The sequence below is a fragment of the Priestia endophytica DSM 13796 genome (assembly GCF_900115845.1).
Lineage (GTDB): Bacteria > Bacillota > Bacilli > Bacillales > Bacillaceae_H > Bacillus_I > Bacillus_I endophytica.
This window is the reverse complement of the sequence record NZ_FOXX01000002.1, coordinates 328070-352367: the sequence shown is the minus strand read 5'-3', so window position 1 is coordinate 352367 and position 24298 is coordinate 328070. Positions and strand designations below refer to the sequence as shown.

Below are 24298 nucleotides of genomic sequence, written 5' to 3'. Positions count from 1 at the left end.
ATACATTAATGTTATTGGAAACGCCTATTCCCCCACTTCTTTTCCTTTCGAAGAGAAACGTGGATAACCTATTACGATAGCAATAATACCGCAAACCGCAATTAAAAATGGATAATAGGCATAAGGTAAAATCTCAACTGGTGATAATGAAGCAAATTGAGCAGCTGCAAGCATTTGAGCTCCATACGGGATAAGCCCTTGTACAAAGCAAGCAAAAATATCTAAAATACTCGCTGATTTACGACGGTCAATTCCGTACTGATCTGCTACATTGCGAGCAAGAGGACCTGCAAAAAGAATTGCAATCGTATTATTTGCTGTAGATATATTTGTTAAACCAACAAGAGCGGCAATTCCAAATTCTGCTCCTTTTTTAGAAGAAATGTTTTTCGTCAGAACATGAAGGAGATAATGAATTCCTCCATTATATTTAATAACTTCAACCATTCCTCCAATAAGCATTGATAAAATAACAAGTTCAGACATTCCTAGGATACCGTCTTTAATTGCTGAAAAATACTCCACAAGATTATAACTAGACGTTAACATCCCTATAATTCCTGTAATGATAATGCCCCCTGTTAATACAGCTAAGACATTTACACCTAAAAGAGCGGCAATAAGGACAGCAAGATAAGGAAGAACCTTAATAAATTCAAAATTATGCTCTCCAATAGACGTATGATTTCCAAGTGTCATTACAGTCAAAACAATGATTGTTACAATAGCTGCCGGCAATACAATGAAAAAATTCGTCTTAAACTTATCTTTCATTTTTGTTTGCTGTGTACGAACAGATGCAATCGTTGTATCAGAAATAAACGATAAGTTATCCCCAAACATAGCTCCTCCTACAACGGTTGCCATGACAAGAGCTAAAGAGATATCTGTTTGGCTACTAATCCCTACACCAATAGGACCAAGAGCAGCAATTGTTCCTACTGAAGTTCCCATTGCAAGCGATAAAAATGCTCCTATCACAAATAAACCTGCAAGAATAAGATTTGCTGGAAGAATGGATAAAGCCATATTAACTGTTGCATCAACAGCTCCCATCTCTTGAGCAGCTTGTGAAAAGGCTCCCGCTAGAATAAAAATAAGAACCATTACAATAATATCCGAGTTTCCTGCTCCTTTAGAAAATCTCTCCACTTTATCTGTTAGACTTTCTTTTCGATTAAATAGAAAGGCTACAATAGACGCAATAAGGATGGCCACTAGGACAGGAAGCTTATAAAAATCTCCTGTAATAATACCTGAACCGAGAAAAAGACCAAGAAATACCACAAGTGGCAATAAAGCAAGAGGATTTCCTCTTGAGTTTTTCATGTTGTTATCCCCTCTTTCTTTGAACAATAAAAAAATTCTTCTTAACGAGAAAGAAGAACAATTGTAAAACTTTGTATATAAACAGAGAAATATTTCTCGTCATTTTAAACGTTTTTACAAACATTCTTTCATACTGTAATAGGAAAGAGAGAAAAAGTCAATTGATTTTACTATTTTCAGATAACTCCAACATTTCTTCTCCCTTTCCATTCTGGATTATTTCATCAGTAAATTGAGTTTTTTTCCTAATTTCTCTTTTGTAGACGAAGAAAGCATAGCATTTAATATTTTAGCTAAACTGGCTCCTATCAATGTCCCCACTGTATTGAGAATAAGGTCATCGACGTCTGTTGATCTTCCAATTGGGAAAATATACTGAAATAGCTCTACAGTAAAGGACAAACACATTCCATAAAAAGTCACTTTAAAAAGGGACGCTTTTTTTCTCAAACAGAGAAAAAGAAAAAAGCCAAACGGCATAAAAAGCAAAATATTCAATCCTAAGTTACTTATTGTGACATTTGGATCTGTTGAATACAGAAGCAAATTGTACATCCCTTTTAATGGTTCAACATTAAGCACTCGTGCATCTCCGTAATTATAGCCTGTCGGGTACATTGTGATAAATAAAATAGAGATAGTACTTATGCCGAGTGCACTTTTTAGAAAGAAACGGCTTACCTCAAATGGATTTTTCCCCTTTTTTTCCAGAAAAGAAAGGGTAAGAACATACAAAATAGACGTCACAACTAACGGCGGAACAGCTGAACCGAAAATCGTCCAAAGAAATCCAAACATCTTTCTCACCTTTTCTTTTTTGCGTGTTAGCTTTTAAACTCTATCATAACTATTTCCCTCTTCCAATAAAGAACTACGTTTCTAATTAATATGTAATACAAATGTAAAAGTCCAGTAAAATTTGGGTATATTAACTCTCCCTTCCTCGTCTTTCTTCTTTATTCTCTGCGATATTCTTGTATTCTTTTTTTCCTATCCTCCCTGTTTTCTGATAATATAATAGAGGAACTGTACGTAATGAATGTGAGGTAATGGCCATGACGTATTCAATAAAGAAATCGCTTTCTTATCATGAGCAAGTGTACAAATCACTGAAAGAAATGATTTTCAAAGAAGTTTTTCAGCCAGGAGAACGCATTTATGAAACCAAAATTGCTCGTGAATTTGAAATTAGTAGAAGTCCTGTCAGAGAAGCAATCCGAGCTCTTGAACAAGAAGGACTTTTAGTAACAGACGAAAAATCAAGAGTGACAGTCTATGAACCAACGTTAAAAGACGTTGAAGATATTTATGAATGCCGTAAAGCACTTGAATCGCTTGCAGCTTCATTAGCAGCTCGTCATGCAAGAGACGAAGATATTAAAAAACTTTCAGAAAACCTGAAGCAGTCAAGAGAAGTAATTAGAAACTTAAAAGATAATCAAAAAGGAAGCGAAGAGATGCTTCATTTAAACACGGAGTTTCATCAAATTATTAGACGTTCTACAAACAATAAGCGCCTACAGAAACAAATTAACGACCTTCAGTCTCTTACTTACTTTTATCGAAAGCTGAACATGGAAGGAGAACAAAGATGTCAGCGCATTGTAAAAGAACATGAAGAGATTTTTGAACTCATTAAAAATCGTGATGAGGAAAAAGCTTTGCTGCTTATGAAAGATCACATTAATAATGATCTTCAACATCTAAAAATTGTGATTACAAATCATCAATAAAAGAAGGAGCAGCAATGAATATCAAAACTTTTAATGCCGTATATTCCATTATGGAAGCGGCTTTTCCACCATCAGAACGACGAACACGAGAAGGACAGCTAGAACTTCTTAATCATGAACAATACAGCATTAAAACAAAAGAAAATAAAAATGAAGAGATTGTAGCTTTTCTAGCTTCTTGGCAGTTTCCTACCTTTTCATTTATCGAACATATCGCTGTTTCCTCTTCTTGTCGTGGTCAAGGATTAGGCAAACTGCTCATTCATGACCATCTAAAGTCAACAAATAAGCCTACAATTCTTGAAGTTGAACCTTGCTGTGATGATATTACAGAACGCAGAATTCGTTTTTATGGAAACCTCGGCTTTCATAAAAATGATTTTCCTTACATGCAGCCTCCGCTTCAAAAAGGCGAGGATTTTATTCCGCTTGATATTATGAGCACGCCTAGCCTGCTCAATGATAGCGAGTTTTCTACCATAAAAGAACAACTTTTTAGAGAAGTATACAAATTACAATAAAACGCCAAAAGCTAGCAAGGATATCCTGCTAGCTTTCGTGCTTTTCTAATACATTTTCCATATAATCTTTCCCCCATTCATACATGGCATCTAAAATTGGCATCAAACTTTTTCCCTGTTCTGTTAACGAATATTCTACTTTTGGAGGCACAACAGGATACACTTCACGGTGCACAATAAAGTGTGCTTCAAGCTCTCTAAGCTGGTTCACTAACATGCGCTGTGTAATCCCTGGCATAAGAGCTTTTAATTCACCAAATCGTTTTGTTCCTTCTTTCCCTAAGTGCCATAAAATAAGCATCTTCCACTTTCCACCTATAACAGCTAGCGTTAGTTCTTTTTCACAATTAAATGTTTTTTCTGCAAAGTTTGGCAATTTACACCATCATTCCTTTTCTCATAGTATACTTTTAGACACTATATGATTTCAAAGTGCGTACTTTCATAAGAATAATATACCTAGTATACTAGCCAACAAAGTGTTAGTAAATGAAAACAGCTGAAGACACTACCACAGGGTCACGTTATCCATCAAACTTAAAGAAAAAAGGAGAATCTACACGTGAAATTACAATTAGCTTTAGATCTTGTAAATATCCCAGAAGCAATTGAAGTCGTAAAAGAAGTTGAGGAACATATTGATATTGTTGAAATTGGTACACCTGTTGTAATCAATGAAGGATTAAAAGCTGTTAAAGAAATGAAAAATGCATTTCCAAACTTAACAGTGTTAGCAGACCTTAAAATTATGGATGCAGCAGGCTATGAAGTTTCTCAAGCATCTGAAGCTGGAGCAGATATTATTACAATTTTAGGTGCTGCAGAAGATCAGTCTATTAAAGGGGCTGTTGAAGAAGCGAAAAAACGTGGAAAGCAAATTTTAGCAGATATGATTGCTGTTAAAGATATCGAAACTCGTGCTAAAGAACTTGACGAACTTGGCGTTGATTATATTTGCGTTCATACAGGCTATGACCTCCAAGCAGTTGGGAAAAATTCATTTGAAGATCTTGCTACAATTAAAAGCGTTGTTAAAAATACAAAAACAGCTGTTGCAGGCGGCATTAAGCTAGAAACGCTTCCTGAAGTCATTAAACAAAAGCCAGATCTTGTTATTGTTGGTGGAGGTATTGCAACACAAGATGACACACATGCTGCTGCAAAAAGCATTAAAGAACTTATTAACAAAGGTTAAATAATGGATACTATTCACTATTTCAATAAAATTGTGAAAGAGCTTGAACACTCTGCCCCACTTATTTCAAGTGATGAAGCTGAAACGCTCTTTTGTCATATTGTAGGAGCAAAAAAAGTTTTTGTTGCAGGTGCTGGCAGATCTGGATTTATAGCCAAATCGTTTGCAATGCGAATGATGCATATGGGGATTGATGCCTATGTTGTTGGCGAAACAGTGACTGCTACATTTGAAAAAGATGATCTACTCCTTCTTTGTACAGGCTCAGGTGAAACGAAAACATTAACAGCTATTGGGGAAAAAGCAAAAACGGTCGGCGGCACAATCGCAGTTGTTACCCTTTCTCCTCTTTCAACGATTGGGAAAATGGCAAACACGACAGTCACATTACCAGGTGCTCCAAAAGATCAAGATGGAAGTCATCATGAAACGATCCAGCCAATGGGTTCTCTATTTGAACAAATAATGCTCCTCTTTTTCGATGCATTAATTCTTCGATTTATGCATCATAAAGAACTTGATACAAACAAAATGTATGGAAAACACGCAAATCTTGAATAAAAAAGAGGCAACCTCAGTTGCCTCTTTTTTATTTTTTATTAAATTCCATCTTCCAGCTATAATAATCATTATCCGGGTTTTTCTCATAGCGCAGCATCGCATCAAACTTATTCCCTTTTTTACTTGTTAGCCCTTTAACAGGCGCGATGCCGTTCTTTAAAAGCGCTTTGACCATCGTTTTCGTTGGTTTTTTCTTCATTGAGCCTAGAAATTTATCATTTTTCCAAATTACAAATTTACAGCCGCTTTTCCAATTGCTGCAGCCAAATCCTTTTTGCCCTTCAATCACTCCGTGTCCACAAACAGGACATTTGCCGAGCACTTCGTTTGGCTTCCGCTGTGACGATACTTCATTAATTGTTACATCTTTCTCATTTTTAATCGTTTCAACCGACTTTGTAGTAAAGTCAAAAATTAGCTTCAAGAAATCGTCTTTTGTAAACTGTTTTTTCTCAATATCAAACAGTGATTTTTCAAGTCGTCCTGTAAAGTCTAGATTAAACAAATCTTGAATCGGAAATGTTTCAACAAGCTTACGACCAAGCTCTGTTGTGACAAGGTTTTTGTTTTGACCTTCAATATAGCCAACATCTTTTAACTTTTTAATTGTTTCAGCCCGCGTTGCTGGTGTACCAATACTAAAGCCATCTAAAACAGCATTCACGCTTTCTTCATCGTCTCCATCAACGTTTTTCCCTGCCGTTTCCATAAGACGTAAAAGCGTTTTTTCTGTATGCTGCTTTGGAGGCTTTGTCGTATGAGTTGTGACTTCATGCGCAACTAACTCAACATCTTCTCCTTTCTGAACAAGAGGAAGCATAGTGTCTTTAGACTGAATGTGTTCAACTTTCTTCCACCCTTCAACAAGCTGAACTTTTCCTTTTGAAACAAAAAGACCTTTTAAATCTACGTCTTTCACTTTTGTTTCAATTCTTGTTTCTTCATACTCTGCAAGAGGCATAAATTGCATAATAAATCTGTTTTTCACTGCCTCATAGACTTTTTCTTCATCACCTGTTAACTTTTTCGGCTTCATATATGTTGGAATGATTGCGCTATGACTTTCTACTTTTGCATTATTGAAAACGCGTTTTGATTTTACAAACTTCACTTCGTCTTTATACGGAAGATCTGCTGCTAGTGTTTCAAGCACTTTTGCTGTTTTCCCAACAAGACTTTCTTCAAGGGCGATACTTGATGTACGTGGATACGTAATAAACTTTTTTTCGTATAGAGACTGCGCAACTTTTAATACTTTATCAGATGTCCACCCTTTAAATTTACTTGTGATATAACCTTGTAAATTAGAAAGATTGAATAAAAACGGTGGATACTCTTTTTTCTTTTGGACGTCTTTTTTATGAACAAGTCCCTTTTTATTCTCAAGCTTTCTCTCGATTTCTTCTAATGCTTCTTTGCTTTTAAACTTCTCTTCTTTTCCTTCAAAATAGGTTCCATCATACTTATCGCCTTTTTCAGTTCCGAACGTTGCCTGAAGTTTATAGTAGTTTTCGGGAACAAAGTTTTCAATTTCTTTATCTCTATCGTAAATAATTTTCAAAGTTGGTAAAAGAACGCGTCCAATATTAAGCGCTTTTCCTTTTCCTTTTTGATATTTAAGTGTTGCAACAGACGTTAAATTAATTCCGATTGCCCAGTCTGCCCATTGTCTGCTTACCCCTGCGTCTTGAAGGGGCTTTAACTCTTCATTTCGCTTTACATTTGCTAGTCCATTTAAAACTTCAGCAGGTGTCCACTCATTTAAAAGAAGACGATAAACAGGCTTTGTTGGCTTTAAGTTATAAATGATACTATCTCCAATTACTTGGCCTTCACGATCATAATCACATGCTGAAATAATAGCTTCAACGTCTTGTCTTCTCATCAAACTTTTAATAATCTTCAGCTGTTTATTTGCCCCACTATCCGGCTTATCGCGGTTCTTTGGACTACTTTTCACTTTATACTTAAAAACGCTTGGAATGAACGGAAAGTTATCCATCTTCCATGTTGCCATTTTATCATCGTAGTCTTTTGCATCATAAAGTTGAAGCAAATGACCGAATGCCCATGTGACAATATAGCCATTTCCTTCAAAATATCCGTCCCCACGTCCTTTTATTTTAAGCGCGTCTGCAATGTTTTTAGAGACAGACGGCTTCTCTGCTAATATTAATTTCATTTGAATAATCACCTTACATTTTATTTTTCCTATTTCATTACTTGCTAATTGCAAATGATTAGGGAGATGCGTTGTAAACTTAGAAACTAATGAGTATTGTACTCTAGCATCATTTATAATCAATCATTTATTCTTTAAAACAATGATGTAAGTCACATAAGAATTTAATTTTATCACATTAACATGACAAGAAGCATTGGGTTTCTTCCTTATTAGAAGATATTTGTTTCCATGAGTTAGTTATTTGTTATATCTATATTTAAACTTAAATAGCAATAAAAATAGGCCTTTGTTCTATAAAGACAAAGACCTTGTAACATCTAATATTAAACTGTATCATTTATTTTCTTAAAACTAAGGCATACATGCTTATTATTCTTATATCTCGAAGTGATTTTTAATAAGTAGGCCACCCTTTTGAATCCCAATAAAGATCATTAATCAACATTGTAGGTGAACCATTTGCTAAGGAGTCATACGAATGCCGAACAATAAGATTATTATTTAAAATATCCGAATGTCCAGGTCCTTTCCATCGTTCATTTCCCGCATCAAAAATAGTGCCGCCACCCTTCATCATATCAACGCCATTTTTATCGTAATATGGACCAGTAATATTTTTAGATCTTCCGACAGCCATTTTATATGTGCTATTTACACCTTGACAACATCTATCGAAAGAGACAAACAAATAATAGTAGCCATTTCGATAAATAATATTAGGAGCTTCTATAGCTCCACCGTTCTCAGGTCTAGAAGCAATAGAATAAAGAGAACCTACAGGTTTCATTGTCGTTTTATCAAGACGAGTTAACTTAATTCCACTCCAGAAAGAACCAAATGATAGCCATGGGTTCCCATCTTTATCAATTATCAAATCACCATCTATAGCATTATAGTTATCAGCTGATGTAGATCGAATGACTAATCCATCATCACGCCATTGTCCAGATGTAATACTAGATGTAGAAAGTAAACCGATTAACGAAGTGTTAGAACCGAAAGAAGAAACAGAATAGTAAAGCCAATAACGTCCATTATAGTAACTAATATCAGGAGCCCATTGATTACTCTCGTAATTTGGCACATAGTTTTTCCACCAAGATGGACTTGTTGGAAAGACACTAGGGGCCTTATACCAATGTATACCATTATCAGAACGTAATACTCTTATCCCGTTCTCTCCTACTAGCCCAGTACCAAAAGTATACCAAGTATTTCCTTCTTTAATGATAGATGGGTCATGAATAAGTGTATCCCCTGTAAGGGACCAATTACTAGCTGAGGCCGGCATACATATTGAGAAAGTTAGCAACAACGATAGAGCTAAAATAAATAGTTTCTTCCCCGCTCTTGAGTAGTTTTTCATGAAAACACCCCTTAAAGTGGATTATTATCATTTAAAATACAGCACCCTAAAGAAAACGCATACATTTCCTTGCGCATTATACAGTCAATAATCCTATTATGTTTCACAAAAAACATCTATTTCCACCTTACTCTCTTTGAAAGAGAGTTCATGAGTATCCGGCTATTTTGTTGACGTGTAGAGAGGCTCTTGGACTTGGACTTGTATTCTCTTATCGTCTGTTAAAGTGAAATAAGAAATTGCCGTGATTATTAACACAATAGCACTTAAGAAAAAATACGTGTTTTGGAATCCCATAGACGAATACATATTTCCAGCGATAGAAGAGAAAATACCAACAGCACTTTGTTTAGCAAAATTAAAAGCTAGTAAATAGATGGTTGCTGAAAAACGAACATCAAATACTCCTGTAATATACTTAAAAATGGAAACTAACAATAGTGGCATTTCAAAAGCGGCAATTAGCCGACATACAGATAACAATATAGGCTCCGAAGCTACAGCACTTCCAAAAATCCGAACAAAAGTTAAGATTCCAAAGAGAATCAATCCTTTCTTAGCGCCTATCTTATTAACTATTACAGGAGCGAAAATCATTAGAATAGCTTCAAGGCCGACCTGAACGGATACTAGTTTACTAAAAATATCTGTACCTATCTCTTTAGAGGAGAAAAATTGAACGTAGTAGTTAGGAAATTGTTGATCGAATACATCGTATATAGCTGCAGTCCCAACAATAAGGAGCGAAAGGAACCAAAAGTTTTTTAATTTAAATATAGAAACGATAGCTCTCTTGTTTATTTCACTACTTTTAGGATTTGTCGGTTTTATTAAATCTTTCCCTTTGACTTTTGCAGTGAAAAGTAGGATGGCAAGAAAAACTGCTGCTCCTGACGCAAACCAGAAGATAGAATTAGGATTTCTTACAAACATAATACCGCCAATCAGTGAAGCTGTAGCTCCGGCAATTGACCCAAATAATCTTACACGACCATACTCAAACCCATTATTGCGGCTAACTCTCTCTATATAGGATTCTACAACCCCTACTCCTGCATAAAAGACAGCACTAAGGTAGGCACTTCCTATAATAGCTCCCACAAATATATTCATTTGCAGCAATGGTACATATAAAAAGCTAAAAAATGGACCCATAAACATCAAAAGGACAACAACAACCCAAAACAGGTTCTTTTTAAAACCTAATTTATCTGAAATAATACCAAAAAACGGTTGATAACATAAGGCTATTAATGACATAGATGAAAAAACAATACCTGTCTCACTTGTATTGAGTCCTGCTACATCTTCCAACCATAAAGGTAAGAACCCTAAAACAATGGCCCAAATAATAAAATAGAAAAAGAATAAACCCCCAAAGTTCCAAAAGCCTCGATTAGGAATATTCATCATAAAATCTCCTCTACATTCTATAGAAATACATACAGTTATTCAAAAAAGTTCGTAGCTATGAGAAATCTTTTAACACTTATAGAAAACTCACTATCTTGTTTAGCGTTCAGATTTCACTTCTTCTGCGTCTGGAACAGGTACTCCGAAATTAGGAAACCCTTCTTCTGTCCATTTAATAATCTGGGCACGTGTATGTCTGTTAGGATCATATAGTGGGTCACCTTTAATATCTGTATAATTCCGGCCATGATAAATCAGGACATCTTCTTTATTATCCTCAGAAACTGTAAAACTATTGTGACCAGGCCCATATTGTCCATTCTGTGGAGAACTCTTAAATACTGGATTTTGAGACTTAACCCATGACTTAGGGTCTAGCAAATTACTCTCTTCATCAGCTGTTAATAATCCCATACAATAGTTGTGGTCTGTAGCACTTCCTGAGTACGTCATAAAAATTTTCCCATTACGTTTAAGGATAGCCGGACCTTCATTTACCCAAAAACCTATTGTTTCCCATGGTAATTCAGGCTTTGAAAGCATCACTTGAGGACCTTTAATTGTCCATGGATTCTCCATTTCTGCAATGTATAGATTAGAATTCCCTTTAATATCCACATCTCTTTGAGCCCATACATAATACAGAACATCTCTATGAGTGAATGTTGTAGCATCTAGGGAAAATGACTCCCAATCTGTCTTAACTTGCCCTTTTTCCGTCCAATTTCCCTCCATTGGATTGGCGTTTTCATTCTCAATGACAAACATACGATGATTGAATGTACCATTTACAGGTTGGTCTGTATTTGCTGCTGCGAAGTAGATATACCATTTTCCTTTAATGTAATGAAGTTCTGGTGCCCAAATCAGTGCGCTCATTGGTCCCTCTGCGTGTTTCTTCCATACAGTCACTCCCTTAACTGCCCCTAATTCCTCGATAGACTTTGCACGTCTAATTTCAAGTCGATCATATTCAGGAACTGATGCAGTGAAATAATAATATCCATCCCAATGCTTATATACCCAAGGATCTGCTCGTTGCTCTACAATTGGATTTTTATAAGTTTTACATGTATTCATCATGCCATCTCCTCTATATTTAGATATCAAACAATAAAAAACATAATATTCAGACTAATAAGTTTTTAAGTTTCTCAATTCTTTAATAAATAAGTTTCGTACTATCTGTAATTTCTGTCCACTGTTAAAAATAAGAAGGTTATATACAACTAAAGGTAGCTTATTAACTCCTTTCTATAAAATGCAAACGCTTTCTTAAGAACAAATATATTATTTATACGTATAAATGTCAACGTAATTATTTTTATAAGTATGTATTTTTTATCTTTCATCATTTTTAAAATGGCTGTCTAGGAGGTATTTTATGACCCTTATAAATTCTTTTATACGCTCCCTAAGCATTGCTTTATTTGAGAAATTGGCCATAAAAAACAAAGGCATACGAAGAGGAAATCCTCATTAGTATGCCTTTGTTACTTACCTTTATAAATTAAGAAGTCACGATAAATCCAAAATAGATTCGTACCCCTATTCAGCTAATCCACTTTACTTAGCTCATATTCTACATAAGACATCTCTCTTTTCTAATGCAAAATACTCAGTAAAAACGTCAGCGTTCCGAAACTAAGCACTGTTGTAATCAACGTTCCGCTTGAAACAAACTGTGGCTTTGTATTAAATTGAATAGCATACATTGCGGTTGTTGCAGCTGATGGCATTGCAGCCATGATGACAATCACGTTTCGTAAAAGCGGTTCAATCGGGAACATGAGACAAATGAGATAAGCTAAAATGGGAGAAGCAATAAGACGAATGCCGCTTGCAATACTAATATTCCCCCATTCAAGCTTTTTAGCATTTACGTCTGCAAGCTGCATCCCTAAAATAATCATCACAACTGGAATACAGCAGTTGCCTACAAGCTCGATGCTTGCATAAAAGTTATCAGGAATTGAAATATGGAATTCTTGCAGCAAAACAGCTGGAAGAATAGCATAGTTTGTTGGCTGTTTTAGAACTGTTCTCACGGCAAGTTTTATTCCACCTTGACTTCTAGCTGCAAAATATACGCCAAAAACGCTCATCAAAATGGAGTGAAACACCATAAGTGGAACAGCATAGTTCATACCAGCCTGCCCAAAAGCAAAAAGAACAATCGGTGCTCCGTAGTTCCCGCTATTTGCAAAAGCAGATGTTAAAATAAGAGCACTTTCCTGTTCTGTATCTTGTTTACATAAGCGAGAGGTTACAATGCTTACAACAACTAATGCTGCAAAAATAAGCGTTGATGTAATCACAATATAAAATAAATTACTATCAAGCGGCGTTGTGTAAAAGGTTTGAAATACAAGCGCAGGCATTAAAATATAAATGGATATGGTTGAAATTGGTTTAATATCAACCTTAAAAATTTTTTGAATCATATAGCCACTAAAGAAAATGAGAATAACAGGTAAAATTACTTCAAAAAAAATCATTCTTCCACTCTTTTCTTAAAAATTATGTATACAAAGATTATATCATTGTATACGGTTGTTCATTAGGACTATAATGAAATTTCTCAAAAGAAAAAGCACAATCTTTTAACAAAAGATTGTGCTTACAATACTTACTCATCAACATATTTCCCATAGTCAGGGATAGCTATTCGATCGAAATCCCGTGCTAATACAGCTAAATGTTCAGCTAACCATTTGCCTTCTACAGGTTTGCCGTGACCTGTTATGGCTACTTCAGGATGAAGAGAAGCAAGATGTTCAACAGATTTTTTCGCCGCTTTCCAGTCTGTTGTTAAATATCTCGGTGGTCCGCTTATTTCTAGCTTTTGCGTAATCACGTCAAATAAGTTTTCTTGCTTTGTTGTAATAAACGCATCTCCTACAATAAGAGCTCTATCTCGTTTTCTGAAGAACGAAACATGCCCTTCTGTATGACCTGGCGTATGAATCCATTCCCACTCAGGCAGTTCTGGAATAGACCCGTCATCATGAAGAGGAGAAACGCGGGAACTTATGTTAATGCTCTCTGTTGGAAACAGCGGAGACATTTTAACAACCATTCCACCTTCAACTGTTTGATCTGGGCGTTCATAGTCTTTTTCTCCTTGAAGATATGGAAGCTCAGCTTTATGAGCATAAACAGGAACATCCCAATGGCGAAGCAGCTCAAGAAGTGCTCCAACATGATCAAAATGAGCATGTGTTAACAGAATAGCTTTTGGACGGGCATTGGAGCCAAAACGATTTTCTATTTCTGAAATAATACTTTGAGCTGACTTCGGCATTCCTGCGTCAACAAGGACAAATTCGTCTCCTCTTCCTCCGATAAAGCAAACGTTCACAATTTGTGTTGTGTAGCTGTAAAGGTCAGGGGTAACTTCAATTCCTTCTCCACTTTGAACAGATGTAACAGGAATAAACCGTTCTGTTGAAGAACTTCCGTGCAGTTCATTTTCCATTTCCGAAGATTTCCTTACGCATTCATATCGCCTAAACCAGGGCTATGCTCATTTGGCATCTCTGGAAGCATTGGTGCTGGGAATGCTTGTGGTGGATCTGTAACTGTCATTTCTCCACCGTTACGACTTGGCACTTGACCTTGTAAAATCTCACCGATTCTCGTTGGATCAAGGCGGAAGTTGAACTGTGTATTATGATAGCCCATCTCAACAAACTTACGACATTCTGGATACTTATTAATATCATAGTTCGGAATAGGAAAAACCTTTCCCCAATTTACGCCTAGCGTCTCAAGAGCTTTTGCAAATGCGTTTTGATGAGCGTTATCCCGCACAATTAAAAACCCAAGTGTTTCACGAAACGTTTGATTTGAGCTCATTTCATAAATACGAGTTTTTTGTAAAACCCCCGTTGATTCCAATACAACGTTATTAAGAAGATCAGATATTAAATTTCCGTGGCTGTATACCCAAGATCCGTTCCAAGGGTTTCCACCTGCATCAACAGGAAGAGAGCTTTGTGCTCCCATAATATAGTGATGAGGGTTAGCGTGTTTGACTGCTTCATCAAGAGGGGCACGATCCGCTCCTTGTGCTCCAACTCCTTCACCGCCCGATTCATCAAGAAGAGCATTGATTGTATTTTGTACAAGCTCAACGTGAGCAATCTCCTCTAAAAAAACACCGCGCATTAAATCTCTAAACTGTGTTTCTTTTCCCCGAAAATTTGAACTTTGAAAGAAATACTGCATCATTGTTCTCATTTCGCCATAATGACCACCAAGAATTTCTTGCAACACTTTTGCTGCTGCTGGATCTGGCTTATCCGGTTTAATTTCATTAATTAATCCTTCTTTGTAATAGTACAAACAAAGCACCCCTTTTTTATTTTTAAAAGCAGTTTAAAAATTCCCCTTTTCAATATGCCCGAACAATAAAAAGTTTATGTGAAGTCTTCATTTTTTCTTTCTTCCTAAAAGTAAAAAGTCCGATGTAAAAGTATGCTTATATTTTATGCAGGCCAAGAGAACGATAAATAAGACAATAAGAGAACTGTGGAGGTTATATATGAAAGCTGTCACATATCAAGGAAAAAAAGAAATTGCCGTAAAAGAAGTGGAAGCACCCAAAATTCAAGATGCACAAGATGTTATTGTTAAAATTACGTCAACAGCGATTTGCGGGTCTGATTTGCACCTTTATCAAGGAAATTTCCCGCTTCCAATTGGTTATATTATCGGGCATGAACCAATGGGGATTGTTGAGGACATTGGACCAGAGGTGACGAAAGTAAAAAAAGGGGACAGAGTTGTCATTCCTTTTACAGTTGCGTGTGGAAGCTGTCCATACTGTGATAATCACCTTGAAAGTCAGTGTGATAATTCAAATCCTCACTATGATTCTGGAGGCCTTTTTGGCTACTCCGAAAAGTTTGGCAACTATCCTGGCGGGCAAGCAGAATATTTGCGCGTTCCTTTCGGAAATTATACGCCTTTTGTGATTCCAGAAAGCTGTGAGCTTGAAGATGAAAAACTTCTATTTCTATCAGACGTTTTACCAACCGCCTATTGGAGTGTGGAAAATGCAGGCGTAAAAAAAGGGGATACTGTGATTGTGCTAGGATGCGGTCCTGTAGGTCTTATGGCTCAGAAATTCGCATGGCAAAAAGGAGCGGAGCGCGTGATTGCCATTGATTACTTTGATTACCGCCTCAATCATTCTAAAAAAATGAACAAAACAGAAACGTTTGATTTTACTCAGTATGATGATATGGGCGAAACACTAAAAGAGCTTACAAAGGGTGGCGCAGATGTTGTCATTGACTGCGTTGGAATGGATGGTAAAAAATCTCCTCTTGAATATGTAGAACAAAAACTAAAGCTACAAGGTGGAACAATGGGTCCTATTCAAATTGCCACAAAAGCAGTAAGAAAATGCGGAACTGTTCAACTAACAGGCGTATATGGTGGCTTGTACAATATGTTCCCACTAGGCCCCTTCTTTTCAAGAAATGTTACCTTAAAAATGGGACAAGCACATGCAAGAAGCTATATGCCGAAAATGTATGAACAAATTATTAAAGAAGAAATCGATCCAACCCAAATTATTACGCATACTCTTCCATTAGAAAAAGCTTCACACGGCTACGATATTTTTAATAATAAACAAGATAATTGCATTAAAGTTGTATTAAAGCCATAATTATTATAAAAGAGAACTTAAAATTTCTAAATTGATAAGAAATGAATTAGAATAAATAAAAAGGGCTTATTTTGTTGTAAGCTCTTTTTATTTTACCCCCCTCTATTTCCAATATTACCCTTTTATAATTTATACAAAATATTTATTTATAATAATTATAATTAAGTATTGATTTTTTATTGATAGATGTTATTATGATATTAAGCTATTTATATTATAAATATGAGGTGAATCTAGTATGGGGAATAACAATAATAATCTTACAACTAGTTGGGGAGCTCCTGTTGGAGACAATCAGAATTCAATTACAGCAGGCTCAAGAGGTCCAACGCTTATCCAAGATGTTCATTTGCTAGAAAAACTAGCACATTTTAATAGAGAGCGTGTACCAGAGCGTGTTGTTCATGCTAAAGGTGCAGGAGCACACGGCTACTTTGAAGTAACAAATGATGTAACGAAATATACAAAAGCAGACTTTTTATCAGAAGTTGGCAAACGTACGCCACTATTTATTCGTTTTTCAACTGTTGCAGGTGAAAATGGATCTGCTGACACAGTACGAGACCCACGCGGATTCGCTGTTAAATTTTATACAGAAGAAGGAAACTACGATATTGTTGGAAACAATACGCCTATTTTCTTTATCCGTGATGCTATTAAGTTCCCTGATTTTATTCATACACAAAAGCGTCATCCACAAACACATTTAAAAAACCCAACAGCTGTATGGGATTTCTGGTCTCTATCACCAGAATCGCTTCATCAAGTCACATATTTAATGGGTGACAGAGGAATTCCAGCAACGTTCCGTCATATGCACGGTTTTGGAAGCCATACATTCAAATGGACAAATAAAGATGGTGACGGTGTTTGGATTAAGTATCATTTCAAAACAGAACAAGGTGTTAAAAACCTTCATCCAGATGTAGCAACAAAAATTGCGGGTGAAAATCCTGATTACCATACAGAAGATTTATTTAACGCAATTGAAAATAAAGATTTCCCAGCATGGAAACTTTACGTTCAAATTATGCCGCTTGAAGATGCTAACACATATCGCTTTGATCCATTTGATGTTACAAAAACATGGTCTCAAAAAGACTATCCACTAATTGAAGTAGGCCGTATGGTACTTGATCGTAACCCAGAGAATTATTTCGCAGAAGTAGAGCAAGCAACATTCTCTCCTGGCACACTTGTTCCTGGTGTTGACGTATCACCAGACAAAATGCTTCAAGGACGTTTATTTGCTTATCATGATGCACATCGCTATCGCGTTGGCGCAAACCACCAAGCACTTCCAATCAACCGTCCACGTGCAGATGTGAAAAACTATCAGCGCGATGGTCAAATGCGCTTTGATGACAATGGAAAAGGTTCTGTTTACTATGAGCCAAACAGCTATAATGGTCCAACAGAATCTCCTGAAAACAAACAGGCTTCATTCCCTGTTTCAGGTGTTGCTGAAAGCGTAGCATATGATCATAACGATCATTATACACAAGCAGGTGATCTTTACCGTTTAATGAGTAAAGAAGAGCAAGATCGCATTGTCCAAACAATCGTGAATGAAATGACACCTGTTGAAAAAGAAGAAATTAAAGTTCGTCAAATCGGACATTTCTATAAAGCAGATCCTGACTTTGGAACGCGCATTGCAAAAGGCCTTGGCCTAGAAGTGCCTCAAGAAGTAAAATAAGAAGAAAAAAAGACAGCCACGTGGCTGTCTTTTTTTATGCCTTCACTTCGAGGTAATGAACGCTAAATAAATTCTCTTCATCTGTCCATACTTTTTTCGGGATAAAGTTCGCTTCCTTCGCAAGATTTTGAAACTCTTGCACTGAAAACTTATAAGAGCTTTCTGTATGAATTGTCTCTCCCTTTTGAAAGGAAACTTCTTCTTCACCAATTGTAACAAGCTGATTTTTCAAGCTCTCAATATGCATCTCAACTCGACCTTCTTCGTGATTGTAAAAAGCTTTATGCTCAAAATTCTCCACAATAAAATTAGCAAGAAGTTCGCGGTTCATCCGCTGAAGTAAATTTAAGTTAAAAGCGCGTGTTACTTGTTTGGCATCGTTATAGGCGGAATGAAGTAATTTTTCATCCTTTTTCAAATCTACTCCAATGATAAAGCCATCTCCTTTTGTTAACAGAGTAGACATTTGATTTAAAAAAGTCTTCCTTTCTTGTTTATCAAAGTTTCCAATTGTTGAACCTGGAAAGAATAAAACTTTCTTTTTCGCTTTTAAAGAAGGAAGAGAGAAAGGAACTGTATAGTCGGCACAAACAGTATGCACATAAAGATGTTGATGTTCTTTCTTCAACTTCTCTACAGACTGCAGCAAAAAGCTTTCTGATATATCAATAGCCACATACTCTTTAATGCCTTTCAAATGATGCAATAAAAATTTAATTTTTTCACTGCTGCCACTTCCAAATTCAATTAATGCTGCATCATCCCCAATATAGTGAGAAATACTATTAAGCTCTTTTTTTAAAATTCTCATTTCTGTACGTGTTGGATAATATTCAGGAGTCTTTGTAATTTCTTCAAAAAGCTCTGAACCTCGATAATCATATAAATATTTAGGTTCTAATCTCTTAGGAACTGAGCGTAATCCAGTCAAAACATCTTTATAAAATGATTTTTCCATCTCTTTTACATTTGTCATTTATACGTCCTCCGCTAAGCGGAAACCCGTGAATTGCCAGCGTTTTTCTGGCTGAAAGAAGTTTCTATATGTTGGACGAATATGACTGTGAGGAGTTGCACAAGAACCGCCTTTTAGCACCATTTGATTGCACATAAATTTCGCATTGTATTCTCCAAGTGCCCCTTCTAAAGGTTTGCTTTTTGGATATGGTACATATGGACTTCGCGTCCATTCCCACACGTCTCCATATCCTTTATAAAGTGGACCGTTTCCTTTATACTGTGAATTTGGATGATAAAGGTTGTTTTCAACAAAGTTGCCTTCACATTCTATTCTACTAAACGCATGTTCCCATTCCTGTTCTGTTGGCAATCGTTTCCCTTTCCAGCGCGCAAATGCATCTCCTTCATAGAAACTCACATGACAAACAGGTTCATCTAAATTTAAAGCACTTTGTCCGTGCAGAGTGAAGATACTCCATTCCTCACCATCTTTTTTCCAGTATAAAGGATGTGTCCATCCTTCTTTTTTGATATGAGCCCATCCGTCTGAAAGCCATAATTCTGGTCGTTCATACCCTCCATCTTCGATAAATTCTATATATTCTCGATTAGTAACAGGCGCATCAGCAATTCGGTAAGACTCTAACCATACTTTATGGCGAGGGCGCTCATTATCAAATGAGAATGAAGAATTATCATGTCCAACTTCAATAAGTCCTCCTTCTATTTCAATAAATGACGTCTCCTTCCTTTTTCCATTTTCTTCTGTAGTTTGACTAATATATGCAGGAAGAAGAGGGTTGGTGAAAAAGTTATATTTAATATCTGTTAAAAGAAGTTCTTGGTGCTGCTGCTCATGCTGAAGTCCAATTTCAACGATAGAAAGAACTTTATCTCTATTTTCCTCTGTTAGTTCTTCAAAAAGTTCTTTCATATGTGCATCAATGTAATATCGATATTGCTTTACTTCCTCAATGCTCGGTCTAGCAAGAACTCCTCTTTGCGCTCGAGGGTGAAATTCTCCAACTGTTTCATAGTATGAATTAAAAAGATAGTCAAATTGATCGTTGAGTGCTTCGTATGTAGTCTTATATTCTTTTAAAACAAATCGTTCAAAAAACCATGTTGTATGGGCAAGGTGCCACTTTGGAGGGCTTGCATCAGGTCCTGCTTGAATAATATAATCCTCTGTTTGAAGTGGAGCTACAATTTTTTCTGTGCATGCTCGCACCTCTTTATATTTTTCTGCAATATTTTCTTTTACTGCTGTTTCATTTTTCATTTTATTCCTCCCTATCCAAAGATGTTTTACGACTTTTGAACAAACTTCTAACTATTAATCTTAATAACCTTTTTTTTCAAAATTAAAACACTTTATAACGCATAATCATAATCTATGAAAAGTTAACTTTTTTTAGTACTATGCTAGACTAGAAAAAAGAATTAAAAAGGATGTGTGAAAATGGAAAACTTGATTAAAGAAGATGTAGAGAAAGGATTTCCAGGTGGTTCTTTGCTTGTAAAGAAAAAAGGAAAAGAAATTTACCGTGAAACGTACGGATATCAACAGAAATATGAGAAAAAGCAGCTTCTTTCACATCCGTCAAAGCTCAAGAATAAGACATTATTTGATCTTGCTTCAAACACGAAAATGTATGCTACAAACTTCGCATTACAAAAACTCGTTACAGAAGGAGAACTAAACCTGCTTTCTCCTCTCTCTTTCTACTTTCCTTCTTTCAAAGAAAACGTACGTATTATCGATCTTTTACAACATACCGCAGGATTTCCAGCTGATTTTCCATACTATCATCGTGAAAAAGCTGGAGATCTATATTCACGAGATCGTTTAACAACGATTGAGCATATTCTTAAAACGCCTCTTTCTTATGAACCACATACTCAACATCTCTACAGTGATTTAGATTATATGATGCTTGGTGCCCTTGTTGAAAAATTAACTTGTCAAAAGCTTGATCTATTTGTAGAAAAAGAGATATTTCAAAAGCTAGGATTAACTCGAACATTATTTAATCCTCTAAGAAAGGGCTATGCTCGCTCTGACTGTGCAGCAACAGAACGAATGGGTAATACACGAGATGGGTTTATTCATTTTCCAAATGTTCGAACACATACGCTTCAAGGTGAAGTTCATGATGAAAAAGCATTTTACTCTATGGATGGTGTTTCAGGGCATGCGGGTCTTTTTTCAACCGTTGATGAGCTTTCCGCTTTGGTAGAAATTATGCATCACAATGGTTCGTATGGAACAAAACAGTTATTTAGTGAAAGCACTGCAAAAACGTTTGTTACGCCTTCACAGCAAAATCCTTCTTATGGTCTTGGATGGCGTTTAAACAACGGAGATATGAAGTATATGTTTGGAGAGCACGCAAGTTCCTCTGCATTTGGTCATACAGGTTGGACCGGCACGCTAACAATAATTGATCCAGCCCATAAACTGACAGTTGTCCTTCTTACAAATAAGAAGCATTCTCCTTTGAAAGATCCTTTAAAATCTTTAAATCTTTTTGAAGGTGATGAGTTTAAAACAGGACAATATGGACCTCTTGTAACAGAACTATATAAAAATCTCCTCTAAAAAAAGCCTAGAATACTCTAGGCTTTTCGGTCGTTTCTTTCATCACTATTAAACGTATCTTCGCTTACAGCGCCTTCCATATACGAATCGCTTACTTGTTCATGTGTTACATCAAGCTCAGATGTTAATTTCTCATTATTTTGTTTCTGCTTTTCTTTCATTACTTTCCCTCCTTTTTTTACTTCTGCTTTCTATTTTCTCTTATTTTGAAGAAATTATGTAAGAAAGTGGTTAATATAACCTCTAAAAAACCAATTTTCAAAATGGTCTCTCTTTAGAGCACGTCAGATTATTAATGTAACCATGTCTATATTCATTGCGACAATTGCGGTCTTGATTATGTCTTGTTACAGTGTAACTTCGCATATTTCACTTTTTTATATATGGTTCTTTTTATTTTTAGCTTTTCTTACTTTCGTATCTCTTACACAGCTTTTCATTGTTTTATTTGGACCAAGCGGAGTGATTTTCAATATTATTTTATTGTCTCTCTAACTTGTTAGTGCAGGCATTATGGTACCTCGCGAAATGCTTCCATTATTTTATGAGAAAATAAGTGCAGTTCTCCCTGCCACATATGTTGCTGAAGGTCTTTTCACTATTGCCTTTGGCGGAAGCAACATTTTTTCTGACATATCGGCGCTTATGATTATTCTTTTTCTGTTCTACTTCTTGCCGTTTTTCGCCTCAGCTTTTCTCGTATTAAAAAAGCTGATACTGTAGAGAAACCGAAAGCAGCTCTTTCGTAACTCTAAACAACAATACTCCTTTGTATAAGGCGGGAGAACTTGCTCAAACTAATGATATTCATTAAAAAGTGAAATCATTTCAATAGAGGAGTTTACAATGCCTTATTATCATGTGAAAGATACAAAATTATTCATTGATGATGAAGGAAAAGGCGTCCCTATTATTTTTCTTCATCCTGCTGGTATGGGGCGCAAAGTGTTTTATTACCAAAAGGAGCTTGCAAAGCAGTTCCGCGTTATTATGCCTGACTTATCAGGATGCGGAGACAGCGAAAATCCGAGCTATATAAAATACGGATTGTTAAGTACGTATGCTGAAGAGTTAGTTGAACTGTTAAATGTACTAGGCATTGAAAAAGTAATCCTTTGTAGCTACTCATGTGGTGGAACAGTTGCTCAGCAATTTTGCCTTCTTTACCCTGAACGCGTAAAAGGACTGATTCTAACAGGAGGCTTCCCAATTGTAAATACAAAACCTCTTCAATGGGAACATCTCTTAGGTCTTCACTTTATAAAAAAGTCTCCTTCTTTTGTTAGCAACGTGATTTCACTTGCACACACTAGAGATAGAGCATTTCAAAATGAGCTTCTGCAGCATATGAAAAAAGCAAATCCTTCTGTTTGGCACCAATTTTATGTTGAATCATATCGCTTCAATATTGTTCATGATCTCCATCAATTCTCATGGCCTATTCTTGCTATGTATGGAGCACGCTATGACATTACGAGTCATTATCACCACTATTACGATGAGCTCACTTCAGACGTGTTTTTTATTCATGATGCTTTTCATGAACTTCCAACACTAAACTGGCGTCAAGTTAATCTTCTAATAACGGGCTTCATTTATAAACACGGGCTCCAAGAATAAAAGAGCTTCTGCATATTTTTAGTCTGAACGAATCAATCTATAAGGTGAACAACTAAAAATATAAAAGTGGAGGCGGTTATAGTGGAACACTTTTCAAATGATAACGTAACAACAGGGTATAATGATCTTGGAGCAACAAATGCAGCTGTAGAGGCAACAAAAAACATTGTTGGCGCAGCAACGAGAAATATGGACCCTGAACGTTTAAGAGAAGCAACAGAAGCTCTGTCATCTGCCAAAGCACAGCTTGAAAGTGCCAGAAACAGCGCAACAGGGGTTGATGAAGCTTTTCTACAACGCTGTGAAGAAACCCTTCAAAAGTGCGAACAACAGCTAAATGCAGCCAAAATATAATCAAAAAAGCTGACAGAACAATGATGTCTGTCAGCTTTTTATTGTTTATTTCGAGCAGGCTCTGTCATGAGTAACTCACCATACTTCTGAAGCTTCTCTCCTACTGTACATTGCTTAATACAAAATGTTTGAGCGTGCTTTTTCCCTTTTTCTTTATTTAGCGTTTTTTTGATTAAACATCCTTCACAATAATAATCTGAAAGATGAGTAAGCTCTTCCAATATCTCCTTACGATTCAATTTCTTTCATCTCCTGTTTACTCGATTTCATACGTACTTGATATCTCTTTTCCATGTAACGCTTGAGCAGCAAGGGTATCAGCTTCTTCATTTTCTTTCCGAGCAATATGTGTATACGTTGGTTTAATATGCAATCCTTCTAACTCTTCTTCAATTCTGTCGAGCCATCGATTAAAACTTTCTTCATAGCATGGCCATTCTCCAGCAAGCTGCTTTAATACAACTTTTGAGTCTCCTAAAAACGTAACCGGAAGATGGTGTACACCAAGCTCCTCTAGCTGTTTTACCACATAATGAAAAGCTGCATATTCAGCTTCATTATTTGACTCAAGTTCATCAAAAGAAGCGCTTGAACGCAAACGATAGTTTTTTCCATTTTGTCTATAATAGATAACAGCTCCAACGCCAGCCTTTTTAGTTGAAAGGTCAAATCCGCCATCAAAATAAGCTTTCACATAGTGAGGCTGTTCTTTCACTTCTTGTAAAAGCTTCTTCATCTCTTTTAATGTCCATGATTGATTCATTTCATCTACAAATGTGATCTCTTTTAATCGCCCTGTTTTCAGAAGATCTTCCGCTATGAGGAGAGCCTCTTTACCATTTGTAAATGCAGATTGAAAATCAAGACTTCTTCCATGACTTTTATACGTCCATCGTAATTGAAAGTCCATCTTCTCTCCTCCTACTAACTTCTTTTTTGACAGTTCGTTAAAGTACAACGACTATCGTACCACTTGTTTTTTGTTTAATCAATTCAAACCTACTTTCTGATTTATTCATAATTTTTGCAACCACTTCTCTTCTTATTCTTAAGAAAAATATATTTTCCTGCCTTCTTCCT

25 protein-coding genes are annotated in these 24298 nt (G+C 36.1%); 10 read left to right on the top strand and 15 right to left on the bottom strand.

Features of this window, described 5'->3' with window-relative positions; all coding sequences use genetic code 11:
- Positions 1-24: 24 nt before the first annotated feature.
- Both BM012_RS06155 and BM012_RS06150 read right to left on the bottom strand, forming a co-directional pair.
- A complete protein-coding gene (locus BM012_RS06155; protein WP_061803693.1) occupies positions 25-1329 on the bottom strand; it encodes a Na+/H+ antiporter NhaC family protein in 1305 nt (434 codons plus the stop codon).
- Between the two features lie 216 nt (positions 1330-1545).
- The gene (locus tag BM012_RS06150) at positions 1546-2127 is read right to left on the bottom strand and encodes a VanZ family protein (RefSeq protein WP_061803692.1); all 582 of its coding nucleotides are present in this window, start codon (positions 2125-2127) and stop codon (positions 1546-1548) included.
- A 257-nt stretch (positions 2128-2384) separates the two neighbouring features.
- Here BM012_RS06150 and BM012_RS06145 point away from each other — a divergent pair, with 257 nt between their 5' ends.
- Together BM012_RS06145 and BM012_RS06140 are read left to right on the top strand one after the other, a co-directional pair.
- Positions 2385-3062, top strand: coding sequence for a GntR family transcriptional regulator (locus BM012_RS06145; protein ID WP_061803691.1), 678 nt, complete (start codon positions 2385-2387; stop codon positions 3060-3062).
- Between the two features lie 14 nt (positions 3063-3076).
- Positions 3077-3583: a GNAT family N-acetyltransferase gene (locus BM012_RS06140; RefSeq protein WP_061803690.1), complete on the top strand. Its 507-nt coding sequence runs from the start codon at positions 3077-3079 to the stop codon at positions 3581-3583.
- 28 nt (positions 3584-3611) lie between these two features.
- Here BM012_RS06140 and BM012_RS06135 read toward each other — a convergent pair whose 3' ends face one another.
- Positions 3612-3959 (bottom strand): winged helix-turn-helix transcriptional regulator, encoded by a 348-nt coding sequence (locus tag BM012_RS06135; protein WP_061803689.1) that lies wholly within the window; start codon positions 3957-3959, stop codon positions 3612-3614.
- Between the two features lie 186 nt (positions 3960-4145).
- Between BM012_RS06135 and hxlA the strand changes: the two genes are divergently transcribed.
- Together hxlA and hxlB are read left to right on the top strand one after the other, a co-directional pair.
- Positions 4146-4778, top strand: coding sequence for a 3-hexulose-6-phosphate synthase (gene hxlA / locus BM012_RS06130; RefSeq protein ID WP_061803688.1), 633 nt, complete (start codon positions 4146-4148; stop codon positions 4776-4778).
- A gap of 3 nt (positions 4779-4781) precedes the next feature.
- Positions 4782-5339 (top strand): 6-phospho-3-hexuloisomerase, encoded by a 558-nt coding sequence (hxlB, locus tag BM012_RS06125; RefSeq protein ID WP_061803687.1) that lies wholly within the window; start codon positions 4782-4784, stop codon positions 5337-5339.
- A gap of 28 nt (positions 5340-5367) precedes the next feature.
- Here the strand turns inward: hxlB and BM012_RS06120 are convergent, their stop codons facing one another.
- The 7 genes from BM012_RS06120 to BM012_RS06090 all read right to left on the bottom strand — a co-directional run bounded on the left by BM012_RS06120 (position 5368) and on the right by BM012_RS06090 (position 14650).
- Positions 5368-7521 (bottom strand): type IA DNA topoisomerase, encoded by a 2154-nt coding sequence (locus tag BM012_RS06120; RefSeq protein ID WP_061803686.1) that lies wholly within the window; start codon positions 7519-7521, stop codon positions 5368-5370.
- Positions 7522-7918: 397 nt separating this feature from the next.
- The gene (locus tag BM012_RS06115) at positions 7919-8890 is read right to left on the bottom strand and encodes an arabinan endo-1,5-alpha-L-arabinosidase AbnA (RefSeq protein ID WP_061803685.1); all 972 of its coding nucleotides are present in this window, start codon (positions 8888-8890) and stop codon (positions 7919-7921) included.
- Positions 8891-9052: 162 nt separating this feature from the next.
- Positions 9053-10300 carry an MFS transporter gene (locus tag BM012_RS06110; RefSeq protein ID WP_061803684.1) on the bottom strand — a complete coding sequence of 416 codons (1248 nt, stop codon included), beginning with the start codon at positions 10298-10300 and terminating at the stop codon, positions 9053-9055.
- Between the two features lie 102 nt (positions 10301-10402).
- Entirely contained in the window at positions 10403-11383 is a 981-nt protein-coding gene (locus tag BM012_RS06105; protein ID WP_139210308.1) for a glycoside hydrolase family 43 protein, read from the bottom strand.
- 524 nt (positions 11384-11907) lie between these two features.
- Positions 11908-12801 (bottom strand): AEC family transporter, encoded by an 894-nt coding sequence (locus tag BM012_RS06100; RefSeq protein WP_061803682.1) that lies wholly within the window; start codon positions 12799-12801, stop codon positions 11908-11910.
- A 131-nt stretch (positions 12802-12932) separates the two neighbouring features.
- Complete coding sequence (locus tag BM012_RS06095; protein WP_061803681.1) at positions 12933-13781, bottom strand: MBL fold metallo-hydrolase; 849 nt, start codon at positions 13779-13781, stop codon at positions 12933-12935.
- A 14-nt stretch (positions 13782-13795) separates the two neighbouring features.
- A complete protein-coding gene (locus BM012_RS06090) occupies positions 13796-14650 on the bottom strand; it encodes a manganese catalase family protein (RefSeq protein WP_061803680.1) in 855 nt (284 codons plus the stop codon).
- Positions 14651-14849: 199 nt separating this feature from the next.
- On the opposite strand from BM012_RS06090, the gene BM012_RS06085 reads away from it, so the two are divergent.
- Together BM012_RS06085 and katA are read left to right on the top strand one after the other, a co-directional pair.
- The gene (locus tag BM012_RS06085; RefSeq protein WP_061803679.1) at positions 14850-15983 is read left to right on the top strand and encodes a zinc-dependent alcohol dehydrogenase; all 1134 of its coding nucleotides are present in this window, start codon (positions 14850-14852) and stop codon (positions 15981-15983) included.
- Positions 15984-16221: 238 nt separating this feature from the next.
- Positions 16222-17682 carry a catalase KatA gene (gene katA, locus BM012_RS06080; protein ID WP_061803678.1) on the top strand — a complete coding sequence of 487 codons (1461 nt, stop codon included), beginning with the start codon at positions 16222-16224 and terminating at the stop codon, positions 17680-17682.
- A gap of 34 nt (positions 17683-17716) precedes the next feature.
- Here the strand turns inward: katA and egtD are convergent, their stop codons facing one another.
- Together egtD and egtB are read right to left on the bottom strand one after the other, a co-directional pair.
- Positions 17717-18658 carry an L-histidine N(alpha)-methyltransferase gene (gene egtD, locus BM012_RS06075; RefSeq protein WP_061803677.1) on the bottom strand — a complete coding sequence of 314 codons (942 nt, stop codon included), beginning with the start codon at positions 18656-18658 and terminating at the stop codon, positions 17717-17719.
- On the bottom strand, positions 18659-19924 hold the full coding sequence (egtB, locus tag BM012_RS06070; protein ID WP_061803676.1) for an ergothioneine biosynthesis protein EgtB: 1266 nt from the start codon (positions 19922-19924) through the stop codon (positions 18659-18661).
- A gap of 180 nt (positions 19925-20104) precedes the next feature.
- Here egtB and pbp4b point away from each other — a divergent pair, with 180 nt between their 5' ends.
- Positions 20105-21244 (top strand): penicillin binding protein PBP4B, encoded by a 1140-nt coding sequence (gene pbp4b, locus BM012_RS06065; RefSeq protein ID WP_082802540.1) that lies wholly within the window; start codon positions 20105-20107, stop codon positions 21242-21244.
- A gap of 17 nt (positions 21245-21261) precedes the next feature.
- On the opposite strand, the gene BM012_RS06060 is transcribed toward pbp4b, so the two are convergent.
- Positions 21262-21405, bottom strand: coding sequence for a DUF4025 domain-containing protein (locus BM012_RS06060; protein ID WP_082023622.1), 144 nt, complete (start codon positions 21403-21405; stop codon positions 21262-21264).
- A 352-nt stretch (positions 21406-21757) separates the two neighbouring features.
- Between BM012_RS06060 and BM012_RS06055 the strand changes: the two genes are divergently transcribed.
- The 3 genes from BM012_RS06055 to BM012_RS06045 all read left to right on the top strand — a co-directional run bounded on the left by BM012_RS06055 (position 21758) and on the right by BM012_RS06045 (position 23218).
- Positions 21758-21967: a hypothetical protein gene (locus BM012_RS06055; protein WP_061803675.1), complete on the top strand. Its 210-nt coding sequence runs from the start codon at positions 21758-21760 to the stop codon at positions 21965-21967.
- Positions 21968-22090: 123 nt separating this feature from the next.
- Positions 22091-22864: an alpha/beta hydrolase gene (locus BM012_RS06050; RefSeq protein ID WP_061803674.1), complete on the top strand. Its 774-nt coding sequence runs from the start codon at positions 22091-22093 to the stop codon at positions 22862-22864.
- An 81-nt stretch (positions 22865-22945) separates the two neighbouring features.
- Positions 22946-23218 carry a DUF2564 family protein gene (locus tag BM012_RS06045; protein ID WP_061803673.1) on the top strand — a complete coding sequence of 91 codons (273 nt, stop codon included), beginning with the start codon at positions 22946-22948 and terminating at the stop codon, positions 23216-23218.
- 38 nt (positions 23219-23256) lie between these two features.
- Here BM012_RS06045 and BM012_RS06040 read toward each other — a convergent pair whose 3' ends face one another.
- Positions 23257-23457 carry a zinc-finger domain-containing protein gene (locus tag BM012_RS06040; RefSeq protein ID WP_019393143.1) on the bottom strand — a complete coding sequence of 67 codons (201 nt, stop codon included), beginning with the start codon at positions 23455-23457 and terminating at the stop codon, positions 23257-23259.
- Positions 23458-23474: 17 nt separating this feature from the next.
- Complete coding sequence (locus BM012_RS06035; protein WP_061803672.1) at positions 23475-24128, bottom strand: reverse transcriptase-like protein; 654 nt, start codon at positions 24126-24128, stop codon at positions 23475-23477.
- Positions 24129-24298: the final 170 nt, after the last annotated feature.